The 17,684-nt window shown below is 63.1% G+C and carries 12 protein-coding genes; 3 read left to right on the forward strand and 9 right to left on the reverse strand.

Going from position 1 to position 17,684, the window contains the following annotated elements:
- Window position 1: 1 nt before the first annotated feature.
- Both rplC and rpsJ read right to left on the reverse strand, forming a co-directional pair.
- Complete coding sequence (rplC, locus tag LFT45_RS15880) at window positions 2-652, reverse strand: 50S ribosomal protein L3 (RefSeq protein ID WP_102973689.1); 651 nt, start codon at window positions 650-652, stop codon at window positions 2-4.
- Between the two features lie 17 nt (window positions 653-669).
- Complete coding sequence (gene rpsJ / locus LFT45_RS15885) at window positions 670-978, reverse strand: 30S ribosomal protein S10 (protein WP_003803825.1); 309 nt, start codon at window positions 976-978, stop codon at window positions 670-672.
- A gap of 406 nt (window positions 979-1,384) precedes the next feature.
- On the opposite strand from rpsJ, the gene LFT45_RS15890 reads away from it, so the two are divergent.
- Window positions 1,385-2,845: a GH1 family beta-glucosidase gene (locus tag LFT45_RS15890; protein WP_236804512.1), complete on the forward strand. Its 1,461-nt coding sequence runs from the start codon at window positions 1,385-1,387 to the stop codon at window positions 2,843-2,845.
- Between the two features lie 29 nt (window positions 2,846-2,874).
- Here the strand turns inward: LFT45_RS15890 and LFT45_RS23300 are convergent, their stop codons facing one another.
- The 7 genes from LFT45_RS23300 to rpoB form a co-directional block, all read right to left on the reverse strand.
- Window positions 2,875-3,000: a hypothetical protein gene (locus tag LFT45_RS23300; RefSeq protein ID WP_262982871.1), complete on the reverse strand. Its 126-nt coding sequence runs from the start codon at window positions 2,998-3,000 to the stop codon at window positions 2,875-2,877.
- A gap of 162 nt (window positions 3,001-3,162) precedes the next feature.
- The gene (gene tuf, locus LFT45_RS15895; RefSeq protein ID WP_102973690.1) at window positions 3,163-4,353 is read right to left on the reverse strand and encodes an elongation factor Tu; all 1,191 of its coding nucleotides are present in this window, start codon (window positions 4,351-4,353) and stop codon (window positions 3,163-3,165) included.
- A 255-nt stretch (window positions 4,354-4,608) separates the two neighbouring features.
- The gene (fusA, locus tag LFT45_RS15900; protein WP_236804514.1) at window positions 4,609-6,723 is read right to left on the reverse strand and encodes an elongation factor G; all 2,115 of its coding nucleotides are present in this window, start codon (window positions 6,721-6,723) and stop codon (window positions 4,609-4,611) included.
- Window positions 6,724-6,792: 69 nt separating this feature from the next.
- The gene (rpsG, locus tag LFT45_RS15905; RefSeq protein ID WP_003803829.1) at window positions 6,793-7,263 is read right to left on the reverse strand and encodes a 30S ribosomal protein S7; all 471 of its coding nucleotides are present in this window, start codon (window positions 7,261-7,263) and stop codon (window positions 6,793-6,795) included.
- A gap of 1 nt (window position 7,264) precedes the next feature.
- Window positions 7,265-7,639, reverse strand: a complete 375-nt coding sequence (rpsL, locus tag LFT45_RS15910) for a 30S ribosomal protein S12 (RefSeq protein ID WP_003803830.1) — start codon at window positions 7,637-7,639, stop codon at window positions 7,265-7,267.
- Between the two features lie 346 nt (window positions 7,640-7,985).
- On the reverse strand, window positions 7,986-11,885 hold the full coding sequence (locus tag LFT45_RS15915) for a DNA-directed RNA polymerase subunit beta' (RefSeq protein ID WP_236804516.1): 3,900 nt from the start codon (window positions 11,883-11,885) through the stop codon (window positions 7,986-7,988).
- 138 nt (window positions 11,886-12,023) lie between these two features.
- Entirely contained in the window at window positions 12,024-15,530 is a 3,507-nt protein-coding gene (gene rpoB, locus LFT45_RS15920) for a DNA-directed RNA polymerase subunit beta (RefSeq protein WP_102973693.1), read from the reverse strand.
- Window positions 15,531-15,923: 393 nt separating this feature from the next.
- On the opposite strand from rpoB, the gene LFT45_RS15925 reads away from it, so the two are divergent.
- Together LFT45_RS15925 and LFT45_RS15930 are read left to right on the forward strand one after the other, a co-directional pair.
- Entirely contained in the window at window positions 15,924-17,123 is a 1,200-nt protein-coding gene (locus tag LFT45_RS15925) for an acetyl-CoA C-acetyltransferase (protein ID WP_236804518.1), read from the forward strand.
- On the forward strand, window positions 17,123-17,605 hold the full coding sequence (locus tag LFT45_RS15930; RefSeq protein ID WP_236804520.1) for an aminoacyl-tRNA deacylase: 483 nt from the start codon (window positions 17,123-17,125) through the stop codon (window positions 17,603-17,605). Before LFT45_RS15925 ends, LFT45_RS15930 begins: the two co-directional genes overlap by 1 nt.
- Window positions 17,606-17,684 lie beyond the last annotated feature (79 nt).

Raw genomic sequence — 17,684 nt, forward strand, 5'->3', positions numbered from 1 at the left:
ACTAGGCTCCCTTCACGGCGGTGCGTACGAGTACGACCTGGCCGCGGGCACCGGGAACGGCGCCCTTGATCAGGAGCAGCGACTTCTCGACGTCAACCGCGTGGACCGTGAGGTTCAGCGTGGTGTGACGAACGGCGCCCATGCGGCCGGCCATTTTCATGCCCTTGAAGACGCGGCTCGGGGTGGATGCTCCACCGATAGAACCGGGCTTACGGTGGTTCTTGTGGGCACCGTGGGAAGCTCCAACGCCGTGGAAGCCGTGACGCTTCATAACACCGGCGAAGCCCTTACCCTTGGTGGTGCCTACGACGTCGATCTTCTGGCCGGCTTCGAAGACCTCTACGGAGAGCTCCTGGCCCAGCTCGTACTCAGCAGCATCTGCGGTACGGAGTTCGACGACGTGACGGCGAGGCGTGACGCCTGCCTTTTCAAAGTGACCAGCCAGCGGCTTGGTGACCTTGCGGGGATCGATCTGGCCGTAGCCGATCTGAACGGCGACGTAGCCATCAACTTCTGCGTTCCGCAGCTGGGTGATGACGTTCGAGTCAGCCTGGACAACAGTGACGGGGATGAGCTTGTTGTTCTCGTCCCAGACCTGGGTCATGCCGAGCTTCGTGCCCAGCAGGCCCTTTACGTTACGGGTTGCGGTCATAGTCTCTCAGCACCTCCCTACAGCTTGATTTCGATGTTCACGTCGGCCGGCAGGTCGAGACGCATGAGCGAGTCAACAGCCTTGGGCGTGGGGTCGATAATGTCGATCAGACGCTTGTGCGTGCGCATTTCAAAGTGCTCGCGGCTGTCCTTGTACTTGTGGGGAGAGCGGATAACGCAGTACACGTTCTTCTCCGTGGGCAGCGGCACGGGGCCGACTACCGTTGCGCCTGCGCGCGTGACCGTCTCAACGATCTTCCGTGCTGAAACGTCAATGACCTCGTGGTCGTATGACTTCAGCCGGATGCGGATTTTTTGTCCCGCCATGTCGCCTGACTCTCTTTCAGTAAGTGCTGCTCTGTTTACTTGCGTGTTGCATGTGGCTGCCGAAGCATTTGAAGTCGTAACTACCACCCGCCGCACAAGCTGAATCCGGATGAATCCGGGTTCCTCAACCTGCCGACGTAACCGACCCCCGCGGTCGGGCGTGTCGCGCCGTGCAAAACGCACGAGCCCGCATTTCCTTGGGGGGTGGGTTATGTTTGGGCTCCAACCTGGACCCTGGCACCCGGCATTATCCGGATCGGGACGCGAAGAAGCGCTTGAACAACTCATCTAGTATGCCGGAATTTGTCCGAGGAAGCGAATCGGGCCCCGGAGGGCATCACCTGCCGCCTCAATCCCCGCCTGCCCGGTCGTTGCCGACGGCCACCTCCGGTTGGATGATGGGTTGATGGCCGCGCAGAACGCCGACGCCGGCAGCGACGTAGTGAACGCAGATGCAGTGCAGGACCTCGCCCGGCGCCTGCGCCCGGATTTCACGCTGGGCGTTGCTGCCGCCGCCTTCCAGATCGAAGGTTCCCTGGCAGCGGACGGGCGCGGGCCGGCAGGCTGGGATGCCTTTGCGGCCACACCGGGCAACATCCTCAACGGGCATTCGCCGGCGGTGGCCTGTGACCACTATAACCGCGTGCCGGAGGACGTTGCCCTCATGCGCGAACTCGGCATCGACTCGTACCGCTTCTCGATCTCGTGGCCCAGGATCCATCCGGAGGGCCGCGGCTCAGCCAACCCGCGGGGCCTGGACTTCTACGACCGGCTGGTGGACCTGCTGCTGGCGGCCGGAATAGCCCCCATGGCCACGCTCTACCACTGGGACACTCCCCTCCCCCTCGAGCGCGGCGGCGGCTGGATGAACCGCACTACGGCTGAGCACTTCGCGGAGTATGCGGCAGCCGCCGGAAAGCGGCTCGGCGACCGCGTGGCGCAGTGGGTCACGCTCAACGAACCCGTCTCCGTCACACTGAACGGCTACGCACTCGGCGTCCATGCGCCCGGCCGCGACCTGCTGTTCAACGCGCTGCCCTCGGTCCACCACCAGCTGCTCGGCCACGGACTCGCGGTCCAGGCGCTGCGCTCCGCCGGCGTGGCCGGGACCGTCGGCGTGACCAACCTGCACTCCCCCGTTCGCCCTGCCACACGTCGGCTGGCGGACAGGCTGCTGGCCAAGGTCTGCGACCTTGTCCTCAATCGTGTGAACGCCGATCCCATCCTCCTGGGACGCTACCCCGCCCCGCCACTTGCCGCCCGCCCCTGGTTCAGATTCTTGTCCCGGACGTCCGACGACGACCTCCGCCTGATCAGCCAGCCGCTCGACTTCTACGGGGTGAACTACTACTACCCTGTGCGCGTTGCAGCAGGCCAAGGACCACCTGACACCCCGGCAGGCAACGCCCGGGCCATGGCACGCCTGCCGTTCCACTTTGAAGCTTTCCCTGAATATCCCACCACGGGCTTCGGGTGGCCTGTGGCGCCGGACCATCTGGGCATCCTGCTGCGGGAGCTTAAGGACAGGTACGGGGCAGCCTTGCCGCCCGTGTACATCACCGAGAGCGGCGCAAGCTTTCCGGAGCCCGAGCATGTCACCGGTCCCATAGCGGACTCGAAGCGCATCGAATACCTGGCCCGCCACTTGGACCAGGCAGTGAACTCGACTGCGCCCGGCGGCATCGCGCACGATGTGCGGCTGCTCGGCTACTTCGTCTGGACGTTGATGGACAACTTCGAGTGGGCCGCCGGGTATTCACAGCGCTTCGGTCTGGTGCACGTGGACTTCGACACCCTGAAAAGGACGCCCAAGAAGTCCTTCTACTGGCTGCAGGCGGTCAGCCAGGCGCGGGCCCGGCCTGCCTGACGCCGCCTGATGCCGTGCGCGCGGCGCGCCTACTGGTTCTTGTTCGCCCGGTTGATCCGCTTGGCGCGTTCAATCTCGTGGCGGAAGTGCTTCTTCGCCCAAACAACGCCTACCACCACGGCGGCAACCACCAGCAGGAAAATAAGCCAACCCATGATGTTCCTCTCTTTCGCGAGCACTAACCCTATCAGGCCGGCTGGCGGCCCACTATTGGGAACCGCGGATACAAAAACAGCCCCGCTGCGAGTAGCAGCGGGGCTGTTTTCGAACATCACGTCAGGCCGTTAGCCGGCCCTTCGATCCGCAATCAGCAAGAGTTACTTGTTGATCTTGGTGACACGTCCCGAACCAACGGTGCGGCCGCCTTCACGGATAGCGAAGCCGAGGCCCTCTTCCATAGCGATCGGCTGGATGAGCGCAACGGTCATCTCAGTGTTGTCGCCGGGCATAACCATTTCCGTGCCTTCCGGCAGGGTGATAACGCCGGTTACGTCCGTGGTACGGAAGTAGAACTGCGGGCGGTAGTTCGAGTAGAACGGGTTGTGACGTCCGCCTTCGTCCTTGGAAAGGATGTAGACGTTGGCCTCGAAGTCGGTGTGCGGGGTGATGGAACCCGGCTTGACGACAACCTGGCCACGCTCGACGTCGTCGCGCTTCAGACCGCGGAGCAGCAGGCCACAGTTCTCGCCGGCCCATGCCTCGTCGAGCTGCTTGTGGAACATCTCGATACCGGTAACCGTGGTCTTCTGGACCGGGCGGATACCGACGATCTCGACCTCAGAGTTGATGGCGAGGGTACCGCGCTCGGCGCGGCCCGTCACAACGGTGCCACGACCGGTGATGGTGAAGACATCTTCGATCGGCATCAGGAACGGCTTGTCACGGTCACGTACGGGGTCCGGAACGGACTCGTCGACAGCAGCCATCAGGTCCTCAACGGACTTGACCCACTCCGGGTCGCCTTCCAGAGCCTTCAGGCCGGAAACGCGGACAACCGGTGCTTCGTCGCCATCGAAGCCCTGCGAGCTCAGGAGCTCACGAACTTCCATTTCAACGAGGTCGAGGAGTTCCTCGTCGTCAACCATGTCTGCCTTGTTCAGCGCGACCAGCAGGTAGGGAACACCAACCTGGCGGGCGAGCAGAACGTGCTCGCGGGTCTGGGCCATCGGACCGTCAGTAGCGGCAACCACGAGGATTGCGCCGTCCATCTGAGCAGCACCGGTGATCATGTTCTTGATGTAGTCAGCGTGACCCGGAGCGTCTACGTGTGCGTAGTGGCGCTTCTCGGTCTGGTACTCAACGTGGGAGATGTTGATGGTAATGCCGCGCTGACGCTCTTCGGGAGCAGAGTCGATCGACGCGAAGTCACGCTTCTCGTTGAGAGTCGGGTACTTGTCGTACAGCACCTTGGAAATGGCGGCCGTCAACGTCGTCTTACCGTGGTCAACGTGACCGATGGTACCGATGTTAACGTGCGGCTTAGTCCGCTCGAACTTTGCCTTTGCCACAGGTTCCTCCTAGAACGTTTTTCAAATGGCTTACCTTCGACCGCGCTTATCGCGGCAGAAACTCCAGTAAGTCTACTTGGGGGCTTTGGATTGGTGAAATTTCAGATTCAGGAACTAATACTAGTGCCTAGAGCCTGTTCGTGCTGATGGCCGGAACCAGGACGGAACCAGTGTTCCGGCCATCCGCACTAGGTGTGTTCCGCAGGGGGAACCCACCCGGTTTTTCGCAGCTTGTCGCGTGGACAGTCCTAAGGACTACTCGCCGCGGGACTTCTGGATGATCTCGTCGGCAACTGCCTTCGGGACCTCGGCGTAGCTGTTGAACGTCATGGAGTACACAGCGCGGCCCTGGGTCTTTGAACGCAGGTCACCGATGTAGCCGAACATGCCGGACAGCGGTACGTGTGCGCGGACAACCTTGACGCCCTGGGCATCCTCCATGGACTGCATCTGGCCACGGCGGGAGTTGAGGTCACCGATAACTTCACCCATGTATTCCTCAGGGGTGCGGACCTCGACATCCATCAGCGGTTCGAGCAGAACAGGATTCGCCTTGCGTGCAGCTTCCTTGAAAGCCATACGGCCGGCGATCTTGAACGCCATTTCCGAGGAGTCAACATCGTGGTACGCGCCGTCAACCAGCGTCGCCTTGATGCCAACAACCGGGTAGCCAGCCAGGACACCGTCGTTCAGTGCGTCCTGGATACCGGCGTCCACCGACGGGATGTACTCGCGCGGAACGCGGCCACCGGTGACCTTGTTCTCGAACTCGTACAGCTCGCCTTCGGCAGTGTCCAGAGGCTCGATCGCGATCTGGATCTTTGCGAACTGGCCGGAACCACCGGTCTGCTTCTTGTGCGTGTAGTCGTGACGCTCAACAGCACGCTTGATGGTTTCGCGGTAAGCAACCTGCGGCTTGCCAACGTTGGCCTCGACCTTGAACTCGCGGCGCATGCGGTCCACCAGGATGTCCAGGTGGAGCTCGCCCATGCCGGCGATGATGGTCTGGCCGGTGTCTTCGTTGAGGGAGACCTGGAAGGTCGGGTCCTCAGCGGAGAGCTTCTGGATGGCCGTGGAGAGCTTCTCCTGGTCACCCTTGGTGTTCGGCTCGATGGCAACCGAGATCACGGGCTCCGGGAAGCTCATGGACTCGAGGACGATCTGGTTGCTGGAGTCGCACAGGGTGTCGCCCGTGGTGGTGTCCTTCAGACCGATCGCTGCGTAGATGTGGCCAGCGGTAGCGCCCTCAACAGGCATTTCCTTGTTGGCGTGCATCTGGAACAGCTTGCCGATGCGCTCCTTCTTGCCCTTGGTGGAGTTGACCACCTGTGCGCCTGCTTCCACGTGACCGGAGTACACGCGGACGAAGGTGAGCTGGCCGAAGAACGGGTGCGCAGCAATCTTGAACGCCAGAGCGGAGAACGGCTCTTCGGCAGACGGCTTGCGGGTCAGTTCCTTCTCTTCGTCGCGGGGATCGTGACCGATCATCGGCGGGACGTCGAGCGGGTTCGGCAGGTAGTCGACGACTGCATCGAGCATCGGCTGAACGCCACGGTTCTTGAACGCGGAACCACAGAACACCGGGTAGATCTCGGAGTTGATCGTCATCTTGCGGATGCCGGCCTTGAGTTCGTCGATGGTGATTTCTTCACCTTCGAGGTACTTCTCCATGAGTTCTTCGGAGGACTCTGCGACGGCTTCCACGAGGTTTGCGCGGTATTCCTCGGCCTTGGCCTTGAGGTCTTCCGGGATCTCGCGGATTTCGTACTTGGCGCCCATGGTGACGTCACCCTTGGCATCGCCAGGCCATACGAGCGAACGCATGTACAGCAGGTCGACGACGCCGATGAAGTCGTTCTCGGCACCGATCGGCAGCTGCATGACCAGCGGCTTGGCGCCGAGGCGGCTGATGATGGTGTCCACGGTGAAGTAGAAGTCAGCGCCGAGCTTGTCCATTTTGTTGACGAAGCAGATACGCGGAACGTTGTACTTGTCAGCCTGGCGCCAAACGGTCTCAGACTGCGGCTCAACGCCTTCCTTGCCATCGAAGACGGCAACTGCACCGTCGAGGACGCGCAGGGAGCGCTCAACCTCAACCGTGAAGTCCACGTGGCCGGGGGTGTCGATGATGTTGATCTGGTTGTTTTCCCAGAAGCAGGTCACGGCGGCAGACGTGATGGTGATGCCGCGTTCCTTCTCCTGTTCCATCCAGTCAGTGGTCGAAGCGCCGTCGTGCGTTTCGCCAATCTTGTGGTTCACACCTGTGTAGAACAGGATGCGCTCGGTGGTGGTGGTCTTGCCGGCATCGATGTGGGCCATGATGCCGATGTTGCGGACCTTACTAAGGTCTGTAAGCACGTCCTGTGCCACGGTGTCTCCCTTTCGGATGGACTACGCGTTCGCCGCCGGCTCGTGTGAGCCGGCGGCGTACGGGAAGTTTTACCAGCGGTAGTGGGCGAAGGCCTTGTTGGACTCGGCCATCTTGTGGGTGTCTTCGCGACGCTTCACAGCGGCACCGAGACCGTTCGAGGCATCCAGGATTTCGTTCTGGAGACGCTCGGTCATCGTCTTTTCGCGGCGGGCCTTGGAGTAGCCGACCAGCCAACGCAGGGCGAGTGCGGTGGAGCGGCCCGGCTTGACCTCAACCGGAACCTGGTAGGTGGCGCCACCGACACGGCGGGAGCGGACCTCGAGGGAAGGCTTGACGTTGTCCATGGCCTTCTTGAGGGCTGCAACGGGGTCGCCGCCGGACTTCGCGCGGGCACCTTCAAGGGCACCGTAAACGATGCGCTCGGCGGTGGACTTCTTGCCGTCAACCAGCACCTTGTTGATCAGCTGGGTAACCAGCGGGGAGCCGTAGACGGGATCTGATACGAGCGGCCGCTTCGGGGCCGGACCCTTGCGAGGCATATTACTTCTTCTCCATCTTTGCGCCGTAGCGGCTGCGCGCCTGCTTACGGTTCTTCACACCCTGGGTATCGAGGGCACCACGGACGATCTTGTAGCGGACACCGGGGAGGTCCTTCACACGACCACCACGAACGAGCACAATGGAGTGCTCCTGGAGGTTGTGGCCAACACCGGGGATGTAGGCGGTAACTTCGATACCACCGTTGAGGCGCACACGTGCAACCTTACGCAGAGCCGAGTTCGGCTTCTTCGGGGTGGTGGTGTAAACGCGGGTGCAAACACCGCGGCGCATCGGGCTGCCCTTAAGCGCGGGAGCCTTGGTCTTGGAGACCTTCGGCGTGCGGCCCTTGCGGACCAGCTGGTTAATCGTAGGCACTTTCGTGTTCTCCGTTGGTTGATCTCTGCCCCGCGCCAGGCGACAGCCTGTGTTGCGTGAGAGCTTTGGCGTTGTCCCTGCGGCTTCGGATCCGAAAGGGTCCGTGGGCGTGCAAAAGTGCGGCATTCGTTGCGCACGTAGCCCGCAACCCGGAAACAGGCTCCACCCAACATCATGAGAACAAAACCGAAATGATGCTGCGGCGGCCTTCATCCACTGCCACACAGAACAATTACACAAAGTCTAGCATGGCTTGATCTGGAGCCTTAATCGGGTGTAGGGCACAAACGGGGAAGGACCCCGCACTCAGTGAGCGCGGGGTCCTTCCTTCGCGAAGCGACTACTTTCAGCGGAAGTCGTTTCCGAGGTCGTAGTCATCCAGCGGGATGGCGTGGAACTCAGGAGCTCCGTCACCGCCCAGCGTGTCGTAGGAGAAATCGCTGAACGCGCTCGGGCCGGTGAACAGGTTGGCCTTTGCTTCTTCAGTCGGTTCCACCGAGATCTCGGTGTAGCGCGGGAGGCCCGTGCCGGCCGGGATCAGCTTACCGATGATGACGTTCTCCTTGAGGCCGAGCAGCGGATCGCTCTTGCCTTCCATGGCCGCCTGCGTCAGGACGCGGGTGGTCTCCTGGAAGGAAGCTGCGGACAGCCAGGACTCGGTGGCCAGCGACGCCTTGGTGATACCCATGAGCTCGGGACGTCCGGAAGCCGGAGTCTTGCCCTCGGATACAACGCGGCGGTTGGCGTCCTCGAACCGGCTGCGCTCGGCCAGCTCACCGGGGAGCAGGTCGGAGTCGCCGGATTCGATGACCGTGACGCGGCGCAGCATCTGGCGGACGATGACTTCCACGTGCTTGTCGTGGATGCCAATGCCCTGGCTGCGGTACACGCCCTGCACTTCGTCCACGAGGAACTTCTGTGCGGCACGCGGGCCCATGATGCGCAGGACCTGCTTCGGGTCGACCGGACCGTTGATGAGCTTCTGGCCCACCGTGACGTGCTGGCCGTCTTCGATCAGGAGGCGCGACCGGCGCAGGACCGGGTAGGCGATCTCTTCGGAACCGTCGTCCGGAGTGATCACCAGACGCATCTGGCGCTCGGATTCCTCGATGGTGATGCGGCCGGCTGCTTCCGCAATCGGCGCCACACCCTTCGGGGTACGGGCTTCGAAGAGCTCCTGGATACGGGGCAGACCCTGGGTGATGTCGTCGCCACCGCTGGCGGAGACAGCACCACCGGTGTGGAACGTACGCATGGTCAGCTGGGTACCGGGCTCACCGATCGACTGGGCGGCGATGATGCCGACAGCCTCTCCGATGTCCACGGTCTTGCCGGTGGCCAGCGAACGGCCGTAGCACAGGGCACAGGTGCCGACGCTGGACTCACAGGTGAGCACAGAGCGGACCTTGACCTCGGTGATGCCGGCTGCGAACAGCTCAGCGATCACGACGTCGCCGCAGTCGGTACCGCCGGCAGCCAGGACGTTGCCCTTGGAGTCGACGACGTCCACGGCGAGCGTACGGGCGTAGGCGCTGTTCTCGACGTTCTCGTCCAGTGCCAGCTCACCGTTGGCGTCGGCCACGGCGATCGGGGTGACAAGGCCGCGCTCGGTGCCGCAGTCCTCTTCACGGACAATGACGTCCTGCGAGACGTCCACCAGACGACGGGTCAGGTAACCCGAGTTGGCGGTACGCAGCGCGGTGTCGGCAAGACCCTTACGTGCACCGTGCGTCGCGATGAAGTACTCCAGCACCGACAGGCCCTCACGGTAGGAGGACTTGATCGGACGCGGGATGATTTCACCCTTCGGGTTGGCCACCAGGCCACGGATACCCGCGATCTGGCGGACCTGCATCCAGTTACCACGTGCACCGGAGGACACCATGCGGTTGATGGTGTTCATCGGCGACAGGCTGTCGCGCATGACCTGGGCGATCTCGTTGGTCGCCTTGTTCCAGATCTCGATCAGTTCCTGGCGACGCTCGTCGTCGTCGATCAGGCCCTTGTCGTACTGGCCCTGGATCTTGGCGGCGCGCTCCTCGTAACCGGCAAGGATGGCCGGCTTCTCTTCCGGAACCTCGATGTCGGAGATGGCGACGGTGACGCCCGAGCGGGTGGCCCAGTAGAAACCGGCGTCCTTCAGGTTGTCCAGCGTTGCGGCCGTGACAACCTTCGGGTAGCGCTCCGCGAGGTCGTTGACGATGCGGGAGAGCTCGCCCTTGTCCGCGACAGCCTCAACCCACGGGTAGTCCTCAGGCAGGGTCTCGTTGAAGAGAACCTGGCCCAGGGAAGTGTCCACCAGTGCGGGCTGGCCCTGCTCCCAGCCTTCCGGAGCTTCCCAGCCGGCGTAAGGAACAAAGCCCTCGAGACGGATCTTGACCTGGGAGTTCAGGTGCAGCTCGTGTGCGTCGAAGGCCATGATGGCCTCGGACACCGAGCCGAAGACACGGCCTTCACCGGCTGAACCCACACGCTTGGTGGTCAGGTGGTAGAGGCCGATGATCATATCCTGCGAAGGCAGGGTCACCGGACGGCCGTCGGACGGCTTCAGGATGTTGTTGGACGACAGCATCAGGATGCGTGCCTCAGCCTGGGCTTCGGGGCTCAGCGGCAGGTGGACTGCCATCTGGTCGCCGTCGAAGTCAGCGTTGAACGCGCCACAAACCAGCGGGTGGAGCTGGATGGCCTTGCCTTCAACAAGCTGCGGCTCGAATGCCTGGATGCCGAGGCGGTGCAGGGTAGGTGCACGGTTGAGCAGCACCGGGTGTTCGGTGATGATCTCTTCCAGCACGTCCCAGACCTGCGGACGGTAACGCTCGACCATGCGCTTTGCCGACTTGATGTTCTGCGCGTGGTTAAGGTCAACCAGGCGCTTCATCACGAACGGCTTGAAGAGCTCCAGTGCCATCTGCTTGGGCAGGCCACACTGGTGCAGCTTCAGCTGCGGGCCGACGACGATGACCGAACGGCCGGAGTAGTCAACGCGCTTGCCGAGGAGGTTCTGGCGGAAACGGCCCTGCTTGCCCTTGAGCATGTCGCTCAGGGACTTCAGCGGACGGTTGCCCGGTCCGGTGACCGGACGGCCGCGGCGGCCGTTGTCGAAGAGGCTGTCAACAGCTTCCTGAAGCATGCGCTTCTCGTTGTTGACGATGATCTCCGGAGCACCCAGGTCAAGCAGGCGCTTGAGTCGGTTGTTGCGGTTGATCACGCGGCGGTAGAGGTCGTTGAGGTCGGAGGTCGCGAAGCGGCCACCGTCCAGCTGGACCATCGGGCGCAGTTCCGGCGGGATCACCGGGACGGCGTCCAGCACCATGCCGAGCGGGCTGTTGTTGGTGGTCAGGAACGCGTTGACCACCTTCAGGCGCTTCAGGGCGCGGGTCTTGCGCTGGCCCTTGCCGTTGGCGATGATGTCGCGCAGGTTGTCGGACTCGGCCTGCATGTCGAAGTTCTCAAGACGCTTCTTGATGGCCTCGGCACCCATGGAGCCTTCGAAGTACATGCCGTAGCGGTCACGCAGCTCGCGGTACAGGCCCTCGTCACCTTCGAGGTCGGCGACCTTCAGGTTCTTGAAGCGGTCCCAGACCTGCTCGAGGCGCTCGATCTCGGCGTCGGCGCGCTTGCGGACGTTGGCCATCTGGCGGTCGGCGGAGTCGCGTGCCTTCTTCTTGTCGGCAGCCTTCGCACCCTCACCCTCGAGACGGGCAAGCTCGTTCTCAAGGTCGCGGGCGATCGCGGCGATGTCCGAGTCGCGGTTGTCGATCAGCTGCTTCTTCTCGACGTCATGCTCAACCTGCAGGTTGGGCAGTTCCGCGTGGCGGTTTTCTTCGTCGACGCTGGTGATCATGTAGGCAGCGAAGTAGATGACCTTTTCGAGGTCCTTCGGAGCCAGGTCAAGGAGGTAGCCCAGGCGGGACGGAACACCCTTGAAGTACCAGATGTGGGTGACGGGAGCAGCCAGCTCGATGTGGCCCATGCGCTCACGGCGCACCTTGGCGCGGGTGACCTCAACGCCACACCGCTCACAGATGATGCCCTTGAAGCGCACGCGCTTGTACTTGCCGCAGTAGCATTCCCAGTCGCGGGACGGGCCGAAGATCTTCTCGCAGAAGAGGCCGTCCTTCTCGGGCTTGAGCGTGCGGTAGTTGATGGTTTCCGGCTTCTTAACCTCGCCGTACGACCAGCCGCGGATGTCTTCCGCGGTGGCGAGGCCGATCTGCATGAGGCCGAAGGAGGATTCGCTGGACATATGGTCCCTGTTCTCTCTTGTTCTCTAAATTCTGAAGTCTTGTTTCCGGGGTTTCGACAAGCTCAACCACCGGTCCCTTGGTTGCGGGATGAGGGAGGAGGACGACGGCGGACGGCCCGCCCGCCGTCGTCGGACTCCTTAGACCTCTTCTACGGAGCTGGGCTCTGCACGAGACAGATCGATGCCCAGTTCTTCCGCAGCCGTGAAGACTGCGTCATCAGAGTCACGCATTTCAATTGTGGTTCCGTCGGTGGAAAGAACTTCCACGTTCAGGCACAGCGACTGCATTTCCTTGATCAACACCTTGAAGGATTCGGGAACACCCGGCTCAGGGATGTTCTCGCCCTTGACGATCGCCTCGTAGACCTTCACGCGGCCGTGAATGTCATCGGACTTGATCGTGAGCAGTTCCTGGAGCGTGTAGGCGGCGCCATAAGCTTCGAGCGCCCACACTTCCATTTCACCGAAGCGCTGGCCACCGAACTGTGCCTTACCACCCAGCGGCTGCTGCGTGATCATGGAGTACGGGCCGGTGGAGCGGGCGTGGATCTTGTCGTCCACCAGGTGGTGGAGCTTCAGGATGTACATGTAGCCGACCGAGATCGGGTCCGGGAACGGCTCGCCGGAGCGGCCGTCGAACAGGCGCGTCTTGCCCGAGGAGTCGATCAGGCGGTCACCGTCGCGGGTCACGTTGGTGGAGTCGAGCAGGCCCGTGATTTCCTCTTCGCGGGCGCCGTCGAAGACCGGCGTTGCAACAGTGGTCTGGCCACTCTCGCGCGGCAGGTTCGGCAGCTGCTTGACCCACTCGGGCTCGCCTTCGATCTTCCAGCCGGTCTTGGCGACCCAGCCGAGGTGCGTTTCCAGCACCTGGCCGACGTTCATACGGCCCGGAACACCCAGCGGGTTCAGGACGATATCAACGGGGGTACCGTCGGCAAGGAAGGGCATGTCCTCGATCGGCAGGATCTTGGAGATGACACCCTTGTTGCCGTGACGGCCGGCGAGCTTGTCGCCGTCGGTGATCTTGCGCTTGGCAGCCACGTAGACGCGGACCAGCTGGTTGACGCCCGGGGGCAGTTCGTCGTCGTTGTCGCGGTCGAAGACGCGGACGCCGATGACGGTGCCGGACTCGCCGTGCGGAACCTTCAGGGACGTGTCGCGCACTTCGCGGGACTTCTCACCGAAGATGGCGCGGAGCAGGCGCTCTTCCGGGGTCAGCTCGGTTTCACCCTTCGGGGTGACCTTTCCGACCAGGATGTCGCCGGCTTCAACCTCGGCACCGATGTGGATGATGCCGCGCTCGTCCAGGCCTGCCAGGACTTCCTCGGACACGTTGGGGATGTCACGGGTGATTTCCTCGGCACCAAGCTTGGTGTCGCGGGCATCGATCTCGTGCTCCTCGATGTGGATGGACGAAAGGACATCCTCGGCAACGATGCGCTGCGAGAGGATGATGGCGTCCTCGAAGTTGTGGCCTTCCCATGACATGAATGCCACGAGAAGGTTCTTACCGAGGGCGAGCTCGCCCTGGTCCGTTGCCGGGCCGTCGGCGATGATGCCGCCAACTTCCAGGCGCTGGCCTTCGTTCACCAGGACACGGTTGTTGTAGCAGTTGCCCTGGTTGGAGCGGGCGAACTTGTTGATGCGGTAGTTGGTTTCCGTGCCGTCGTCGTTGAGCATGATGACGAGCTCGGCGGAGACCTCGGTAACCACACCGGCCTTCTTGGCGATGGTGACGTCACCGGCGTCGACGGCTGCTGCACGTTCCATGCCGGTACCCACGAACGGGGCCTCGGAACGGACCAGCGGCACAGCCTGGCGCTGCATGTTGGCACCCATGAGTGCGCGGTTGGCGTCGTCGTGCTCGAGGAACGGAATCAGGGCCGTTGCCACGGACACCATCTGGCGCGGGGAGACGTCCATGAACTGCACGTCAGCGGCGGGAACGAGCACGGGCTCGCCTCCACCACCGCGGGCACGGACCAGGACGGTCTCTTCAGCGAAGCTCTTGTTCTCGTCGAGCGGAGCGTTGGCCTGTGCGATCAGGACCTCTGCCTCGTCGTCGGCCGTCAGGTACTGGACATCGTCGGAAACGACGCCGTCCTTGACCAGGCGGTACGGAGTCTCGATGAAACCGAACGGGTTGATGCGGCCGTAAGACGCCAGCGAACCGATCAGACCAATGTTCGGGCCTTCAGGGGTTTCAATGGGACACATACGTCCGTAGTGGGACGGGTGGACGTCTCGGACTTCCATGCCTGCACGGTCACGGGACAGACCGCCCGGGCCCAGCGCCGAAAGGCGGCGCTTGTGGGTCAGGCCCGAGAGCGGGTTGTTCTGGTCCATGAACTGGGACAGCTGGGAGGTTCCGAAGAACTCCTTGATGGCTGCCACCACGGGACGGATGTTGATCAGGGTCTGCGGCGTGATGGCCTCGACGTCCTGCGTGGTCATGCGTTCGCGGACGACGCGCTCCATGCGGGACAGGCCAGTGCGGACCTGGTTCTCGATGAGCTCGCCGACGGCGCGGATGCGGCGGTTGCCGAAGTGGTCGATGTCATCGATCTCGACGCGCAGCTCGTGGTCTTCGCCATCGCGCTTGCCCATGAGGGTCTTCTCGCCGGCGTGCAGCGCGACGAGGAACTTGATCATGGCGACGATGTCTTCAACGTGCAGGACCGAAGCTTCCTTGTCACCAAGGGAGCGGTCGATGCCAAGCTTGCGGTTGATCTTGTAGCGGCCAACCTTGGCCAGATCGTAGCGCTTGGAGTTGAAGTACAGGTTGTCCAGCAGGGACTGGGCAGCCTCGACTGTGGGCGGCTCGCCCGGACGCAGCTTGCGGTAGATGTCCAGCAGGGCGTCTTCGCGGGTTTCGGTGGCGTCCTTCTCCAGCGTGGCACGCATGGAGTCGTACTGGCCGAACTCCTCGAGGATCTGGCCTTCGGTCCAGCCGAGGGCCTTCAGCAGCACCGTGACGGACTGCTTGCGCTTGCGGTCGAGGCGCACGCCGACCTGGTCGCGCTTGTCGATCTCGAGCTCGAACCAGGCGCCGCGGGACGGGATGATCTTTGCGGTAAAGATGTCCTTGTCGCTGGTCTTGTCAGCGGCGCGCTCGAAGTAGGCGCCCGGGGAACGGACCAGCTGGGAAACGACGACACGCTCGGTGCCGTTGACGACGAAGGTGCCCTTCTCGGTCATCAGCGGGAAGTCACCCATGAACACGGTCTGCTGCTTGATTTCGCCCGTGTTGTTGTTCATGAATTCGGCCTTGACGTACAGCGGTGCCGAGTACGTAGCGTCCCGGTCCTTGCATTCAGCCATGGTGTACTTCGGATCAGCGAACTCCGGATCGGAGAAGCTCAGGGACATGGTGCCCTGGAAGTCCTCAATCGGGGAGATCTCTTCGAAGATGTCGGAAAGACCGGAGGTGGTGGCGACGCTCAGGTCGCCTTCTTCGACGGCCTTCGCAACGCGGGCCTGCCAGCGTTCATTTCCGACCAGCCAGTCGAAGCTGTCCGTCTGCAGGGCAAGCAGATTCGGAACGTCAAGAGGTTCGTGAATCTTTGCGAATGAGAGCCGGCGAGTCGCACCATCGGTGCTTGCCGTGTTAGCGGTTTCGTTATTAGAGGTGCTCGAGGCGACCAAGAGGGATCCTTCCACAGACCTTCAGGCGTTTTCAGATCTCCCCCGCTTTTCACCCTGCGAAGTGACTTCGCAGTGCTACCATCCGGTTCCGCTATATGACCCGGGACCTGGTCCTGCCCATGCTGGTGACGTTGTTCACGGCACATTGATGGAGCAGCTAACAGGCTAAGCCCACCGCTATATGAAGGCTGAAGGTAAACAGGGAAGACGCAAATATCTACGATACGGCAAAACCCCACGCGTGTCTACCCCACTTACCAGCAGAATGCAAGCACCGTTGCTGCGGGCACCTAACCGGAATGCGCCCCGCTTCCCCAGCGTTTGAATGGATAGGTGACCGGGCTCACGATACCCTTAGGCCAACCAACGACCAAAGATCGGAAGAGAACAACCATGAGCAATTCCGTGGACAACAGCGATGTTGTCATCCTGTCCGGCGCGCGCACCCCGCAGGGCCGGCTGAACGGGCAACTGGCGAGCTTCAGCGCCGTCGAGCTCGGGGCGCACGCCATCAAGGCGGCCATCGCGGCCAGTGGGCTGGAAGCAGATCGGGTGGACGCCGTCATTATGGGCCAGGTCCTGCAGGCCGGGGCCGGCCAGAACCCGGCACGCCAGAGCGCTATCGGCGCAGGCATCGGCTGGAACGTCCCCACGGTGACCATCAACAAGGTCTGCCTCTCCGGGCTTACGGCCGTGATCGACGCCGCGCGGCTGATCCGTGCCGGTGAAGCCACCGTGGTCGTCGCCGGCGGCCAGGAATCAATGACGCGGGCTCCGCACGTCCTTCCGGGTTCCCGCCAGGGCTGGAATTACGGCGCCGTCCAGGCGCTGGACGTTGCGGCTCACGACGGCCTGACCGATGCCTTCGACGGCCACTCGATGGGCCTTTCCACCGAATCCAAGAACCTCACCTTGGGCATTGACCGGACCGCCCAGGACAACGTGGCTGCCAATTCACACCAGCGCGCAGCGATCGCCTCGAAGAACGGCGTGTTCGACGACGAGATCTCACCGATCAGCGTCAAGCAGCGCAAGGGTGATCCCGTGGTGGTCTCCACCGATGAGGGCGTCCGGCCGGACACCACCGTTGAGTCCCTGGCCGGGCTGCGTGCCGCCTTCGTCACCGACGGCACCATCACGGCCGGCAACTCCTCTCCCCTGTCCGACGGCGCCTCCGCCCTGGTCCTGACCTCGCGCAAGTTCGCGGAGGAGAACGGCCTGGAGTACCTGGCCGTGGTGGGCAAGCCCGGGCAGGTGGCCGGGCCGGACAACTCCCTGCACTCACAGCCCTCCAACGCGATCGCGCAAGCTCTGGAGCGTGCCGGCTGGAGCACTTCCGACCTCGACTTCATCGAAATCAATGAAGCATTCGGTTCGGTGGCCGTGCAGTCCCTCAAGGACCTGGACTACCCGCTGGAGCAGTGCAACATCCATGGCGGCGCCATCGCGCTGGGACACCCGATCGGTGCCTCCGGTGCGCGGCTGGCACTCCACGCGGCGCATGAGCTGAAGCGGCGCGGCCAGGGCAAGGCGGCAGTCTCGCTCTGCGGAGGCGGCGGCCAGGGCGAGGCCCTCCTGCTGTACCGCGACTGATGAACGCCGTTCCGGCGTCGGGCAGGGAGCGCTTCCTCTCCGACGCCGCGGCGCGCGGCCTGGACGTCCAGCTCGTCGAACGGCTGGCCGCCCGCAGCCTCGAGGAGGCGGCCGCGATCCTTGGCATCAGCCCGGCGGACATCGTGAAGTCCCTCGTGGTGAAGCATAAGGACGGCAGCTTCCTCTTCGCCCTTATCCCGGGCGACCGCCAGATCTCCTGGCCCAAGCTGCGCAGCCTGGTGGGCGTCAACAAGCTCTCGCTGCCGGCAGCGGACGTTGCTCTGGAGGCGACCGGCTATGAGCGCGGCACCATCACGCCCCTGGGCAGCACCACGGCCTGGCCCGTCTATGCGGACCGGTCCATCGCCGGCAGGCGGATTTCCATGGGTGCCGGGCAGCACGGCTACAGCGCCTTCGTCGACGCCGACGCCCTGATCTCCGCCCTCGGCGCCGTCCTCGCCGACATCAGCGAGCCCAACTGACGCGCCCTAAAGCAACGCGAGGTCACTTAGCGCCCAATTCGACGTCCCGACTGGGCGCTAAGTGACCCCGCGTCGCTGC

Origin of the sequence: Arthrobacter sp. FW305-BF8 (assembly GCF_021789315.1) — a bacterium.
Taxonomy (GTDB): Bacteria; Actinomycetota; Actinomycetes; order Actinomycetales; family Micrococcaceae; genus Arthrobacter.

Bases quoted from the DNA above. Each gene is read 5' to 3' on its own strand.
- rpsG (WP_003803829.1), bottom strand. From the start codon at position 7,263: ATGCCTCGCAAGGGTCCGGCCCCGAAGCGGCCGCTCGTATCAGATCCC.
- LFT45_RS15930 (WP_236804520.1), top strand. From the start codon at position 17,123: ATGAACGCCGTTCCGGCGTCGGGCAGGGAGCGCTTCCTCTCCGACGCC.
- LFT45_RS15915 (WP_236804516.1), bottom strand. From the start codon at position 11,885: ATGTCCAGCGAATCCTCCTTCGGCCTCATGCAGATCGGCCTCGCCACC.
- rpsJ (WP_003803825.1), bottom strand. From the start codon at position 978: ATGGCGGGACAAAAAATCCGCATCCGGCTGAAGTCATACGACCACGAG.
- rplC (WP_102973689.1), bottom strand. From the start codon at position 652: ATGACCGCAACCCGTAACGTAAAGGGCCTGCTGGGCACGAAGCTCGGC.
- LFT45_RS15890 (WP_236804512.1), top strand. From the start codon at position 1,385: ATGGCCGCGCAGAACGCCGACGCCGGCAGCGACGTAGTGAACGCAGAT.
- LFT45_RS15925 (WP_236804518.1), top strand. From the start codon at position 15,924: ATGAGCAATTCCGTGGACAACAGCGATGTTGTCATCCTGTCCGGCGCG.
- LFT45_RS23300 (WP_262982871.1), bottom strand. From the start codon at position 3,000: ATGGGTTGGCTTATTTTCCTGCTGGTGGTTGCCGCCGTGGTGGTAGGC.